The sequence below is a fragment of the Streptomyces sp. NP-1717 genome, assembly GCF_022695985.1.
Classification (GTDB): domain Bacteria; phylum Actinomycetota; class Actinomycetes; order Streptomycetales; family Streptomycetaceae; genus Streptomyces.
Genome location: NZ_JAAPBF010000360.1, coordinates 1 through 4,545, shown reverse-complemented (window position 1 = coordinate 4,545; position 4,545 = coordinate 1). Strand labels below are relative to the sequence as shown.

The 4,545-nt window shown below is 74.4% G+C and carries 3 protein-coding genes; 2 read left to right on the top strand and 1 reads right to left on the bottom strand.

Going from position 1 to position 4,545, the window contains the following annotated elements; genetic code table 11:
- Positions 1-1,508 (top strand): SUKH-4 family immunity protein (locus tag GXP76_RS34245; protein ID WP_242575519.1); only part of this gene is annotated, 1,508 nt, incomplete at its 5' end.
- Positions 1,509-1,800: 292 nt separating this feature from the next.
- A complete protein-coding gene (locus GXP76_RS34240) occupies positions 1,801-2,724 on the top strand; it encodes a cellulose-binding protein (protein WP_242575518.1) in 924 nt (307 codons plus the stop codon).
- Positions 2,725-2,739: 15 nt separating this feature from the next.
- On the opposite strand, the gene GXP76_RS34235 is transcribed toward GXP76_RS34240, so the two are convergent.
- Positions 2,740-4,299 (bottom strand): MFS transporter, encoded by a 1,560-nt coding sequence (locus GXP76_RS34235; protein WP_242575520.1) that lies wholly within the window; start codon positions 4,297-4,299, stop codon positions 2,740-2,742.
- Positions 4,300-4,545 lie beyond the last annotated feature (246 nt).

Here is a 4,545-nt window from a genome sequence, read left to right as displayed (position 1 = left end):
TCGGCCCCGGTGGTCCGGGTGGTCCGCAGCCGCCCGGCCCGCCCGGTGTTCCCGGGACGCCGCCGCCCGGTGGTGTGCATCACGCGGCGACGATGTTCGCGGATCCGAGCCAGGGCGGTCAGTCGCCGTCGGTGGCCGGCCCCCGTCCGCCGGGCCCGCCCGGTCCGCCCGGTGCTCCGGGCGCTCCCGGGATGCCGCCGGCTCCTCCCGGCCCTCCCGGTGCCCCAGGGACCCCGCCCGGTGGTGTGCATCACGCGGCGACGATGCTGGCGGACCCGAGCCAGGGCGGTCAGCACGGTCTTCCGGGCGCGCGCCCCGGTGCTCCCGGGATGCCGCCCGGCCCTCCGGGTGCGCCTGGTGCCCCTGGGACTCCGCCCGGTGGTGTGCATCACGCGGCGACGATGCTGGCCGGCCCCGGTGCCGTACCCGGCCCGCCGCCCGGTCCGCAGCCGCCCGGCCCGCCCGGTGCGCCTCCCGGTGCGCCTCCCGGCGCCCCGCCCGGTTCGTACGGCTATCCGCAGCAGACCGGCGGCATGCCGACGGTCGGCCCCGGCTATCAGGCCGTCCTGCGCTACCGCGCGCCCGACGGCTCCGAGGCCCAGCTCATCCGCCGCTCGGCGCCCGGCACCCCGCACCCCGAGTGGCAGATACTGCACGAGCTGCGCGCCATGAACGTGCCGCCGCAGCAGGTGCTCGAACTCCACACGGAGCTGGAGTCCTGCGAGCTGCCCGGTGGTTACTGCGCGCGGATGATCCGCGAGACCTGGCCTCAGGTGCGGATCACGAGCGTCGCCCCGTACGGCAGGGACCACAACAGCCGTCAGCAGGGCATGCAGCATCTGCTCACCCACCAGGGCGAGTTGCACCAGGTCGCGGACGGTCCGGCGCGGCCGGCCCCGGTACGCGCCCCGCTGCCGCAGGTGCCGCCCGCGCAGCCGGTCCCGCCGGAGGCGATCGCGCAGGAGCTGGCGGGCGCGTTCGGCCCGCAGGGCATCTGCCGCTTCGACCAGCGGGCGGTCTCCCGTCAGGGTGTACCGGAAGTCGTGGCGCGCACGCTCGTGTGGGCGGGGCTGCCGGGCGACTTCGGCCCGTTCTTCTGGGCGCAGCCCCCGCAGCCGGTGGTGCCGACGCTGGCCGAGCTGGCCGCGCAGCGGCAGGTGCAGCCGGCGGCGGACGCGGGCTCGTACCTGGTGATGGGCAGCGACTTCGGCCGGGCGATCTGTGTCCAGTACGGCACGGCGCACATCATGGCCGTGTCGGTCGAGACGGGTCCGGGCGGTCAGACGATTCCGCCGCAGTTCGTGAACACCGGGCTGCCGGAGTTCACCCGCTCGATGGCGCTGCTCGGCCGCATGTGGCGGCTGCGTTTCGGTCTGAACCCGGAGCAGGCGGGCCGCTGGACGGTCGACTTCCAGGCGCAGCTCGCGGCGATCGATCCGGCGGCGCTGTCGTCGCCGGAGAGCTGGTGGTCGGTGCTGCTGGAGCAGATGTGGGACGGGCTGCTCTGACTTTTCCGGTGGCGCCGCGTCGGTACGGAGCTGATCCGGCGGCGCCGGCCGGGCGGTGAGATCCGCCACGTACAACCCCGCGCGCGAGGCGCCCCCGTGGTTCACGGCGGGCGCCTTCGCCGTTTGCGGCACCGGGATCGGCGATGGCTTGAACGCGTCGGCCGCGTCGTCGGTACGGAAGCGGAGTCAGGCACCCGGCGTCAAATGCCGCATCCTTGAGAAGGATGGACGGGTGGGGCGTTTCGCAGGGGCGTCCCTTCTTGTCACCGTCGGTCGGAGAGAGGCTTCTGGAATGGCTGCTGCACGGGCATCGGCTCACGGCTTCGATCCCGTCCGGGGCCGTGGCTACCGCCCCGAGCAGGTCGACCGGCGGGTCACGGACCTCACCAGGGACCGGGACGACGCCCGGGCGCACGAGCGGCGGCTCGCGGAGCTGGCCGAGCGTCTGCGGGAGGAGGCCGAGCTGCTGCGCCGGCAGGTCGAGTCCCTGCCACCGCAGACGTACGACTCCCTGGGCGAGCGCGCACAGAAGATCCTGGCGCTGGCCGCCGAGGAGGCGGACGCGGCGCGTGCGGCCGCGCGGGAGGACGCGCAGGCGCTGTCCGAGGAGACGGACGACAGGGGCCGCCGGACGCGCGAGGCGGCCCGCGCGGACGCGGAGGCGGTCACGGCCGACGCGGACGCGCACGCGACACGGACGGTGGAGGACGCGCGGGGCGCGGCCGACGAGCTGCGGACGGCCGCGCGCCGGGACGCCGAGGGCGTACGGGGCGCGGCGCTGGCGCGTTTCGACGAGATCCGGCAGCGTACGGAGGCGCTGCTCACCGAGCTGTCGCAGGAGCACGCGGAGCGACTGGCCGCGACGGCGCGGGAGTTCACCGCCCGGGACGCCGACGCACAGGCCCGTCACTCGGAACTGGCGGCCCGCTCGGACGCTCGGCTCGCCGACGCGAAGCGGGCTTTCGCTGAGGCGGAGGACAGCGCCCGGCACATCCACGAGGACGCGGCGGCGCGTGCCGAGGAGCTGATCGCGCGGGCACGGGCGGCGGAGGAGCGGACGGTGCGGGAGACGGAGCGGATCCTGCGGGAGCACACCGGGATCCGTGAGGAGGTGCAGGCACGGATGACGCATGTGCGTAACAGCCTGGCGGCGTTGACGGGCCGGGCTCCTGCGGAGGCCGAGGCGGGGCCGTCGGAGGATCGAGAACCCTCTTGAGGAGGAGGCCGTTCCTCAGGAGGGCTCCGTCGCCGCGCCGGTCGCCTTGCTCGGCCGGGTGTCCGGGTCCGGTGCGGGGTCCTGGTGGACGGGGAAGCGCCGCGGCGCGACGAAGAGAAGGACCAGCAGGCAGAGCGCGGCGGCGCCGGCCGCCCCCAGGAAGACGGCGTCGACCGCCGAGTCGACGGCGCGGCGCAGGAAGTCGGCCGCGCGGGCGGTGAGGGCCGCCGGGTCGTCCAGGGCGTGTGCCACGGAGTCGAGGTCGCGTGGGAGACCGTCGCCGGGCGCGTCGGTGAGCCTGTTGGTGAGGACGCCGTTGGCCAGCGCCCCGAAGAGCGCGGCGCCCACGCTCTGGCCGAGCTGGCGGCAGAAGAGGATCGACGCGGTGGCCGTACCGCGCTCCGACCAGCCGACCGTCCCCTGTACGGCGATGATCAGCGGGAGCTGGAACAGCCCGAGCGCCGCGCCGAGCAGCAGCATCAGCAGCGCGGGCTGCCACGCCTGGCCGGGGAAGGGCAGCAGGGGGAAGGCCAGCAGGGCCAGCAGGGCGAAGGACATGCCCGTGATCGCGGTGCGCCGGAAGCCCACGCGGTTGTAGACGCGGTCGGAGAGGGCCGCGCTGATCGGCCAGGTCAGGGTCATCGCGGAGAGGACGAAGCCGGCGGCTATCGGGCCGAGGCCGAGTACGGACTGGGCGTACGTCGGCAGGAAGACCGTCGGGGCGATCATCAGCAGTCCGAGCGCGCCCAGGGCGAGGTTGACGGCGGCGATGGGGCGGCGGCGCCAGACCCAGCCGGGGATGATCGGTTCGGCCGCGCGCCGTTCGACGAGGAAGGTCACGACGGCGAGGAGCGCGCTGCCGGCGAGGAGCGCGACCGAAGGGGCGGAGAGCCAGGGCCAGGCGACCCCGCCCTGCACGAGGGCGGTGACCAGCAGCGTGCCGGTGGCGAAGACGGCGAGCGCGCCCGCCCAGTCGACACGGGGCCGGGTGCCTGTCGGGGTGTGGGGGCCCCGCTTCGTACGCGCGCCGTCTCCGCTCTCGCGGGCGCGCGTGCGGCCGGGCTCGTGGAGGTGGCGGACGGTGAGGTACAGCGCGAGCGCGCCCACCGGCAGATTGATCAGGAAGATCCAGCGCCAGTCGGCGTACCCCGCGAGCAGTCCGCCGACGGCCGGGCCCGCGACGGAGGACGTGGCCCAGACGGTGGAGAGCTTCGCCTGGATCTTGGGGCGTTCCTTCAGGGGGTAGAGGTCGGCGGCGATGGTCTGCACGGTGCCCTGGATCGCGCCGCCGCCGAGGCCCTGGACGACGCGGTAGGCGATCAGCGAGCCCATGTTCCACGCGGTGGCGCACAGGACCGAGCCGATGAGGAAGAGGATGATGCCCGCGATCAGGACGGGCTTGCGGCCGAAGGTGTCGGAGAGTTTTCCGTACAGGGGGAGGGTGACCGTCGCGGCGAGCAGGTAGCCGGAGAAGAGCCAGGAGAAGACGGAGAAGCCGCCGAGGTCGCCGACGATCTGCGGGACGGCGGTGGAGAGGATCGTGCCGTCGAGCGCGGCCAGTGCCATGCCGAGCATCAGGGCGGCGACGACGGGACCGCGGCGGTGCTCGGGTACGGCGGTCACAGGATCCCTTCCCTATGCAGGTATCTCCCCCGGACACCCTCTCACTTGACCCTCTCGTCGCGGCAGGGTGCAGCCTACGTCCCGGAGGGGGCCCGCCGTCCCGGAGGGAACCCTCAGGGCGGCTCCACCTGAGGGTGGAGAGCCCTTAGGTGGTTCTCCCTACTTACGCCCAGGGACGGTTCGTCCCGCTGGAGGAGG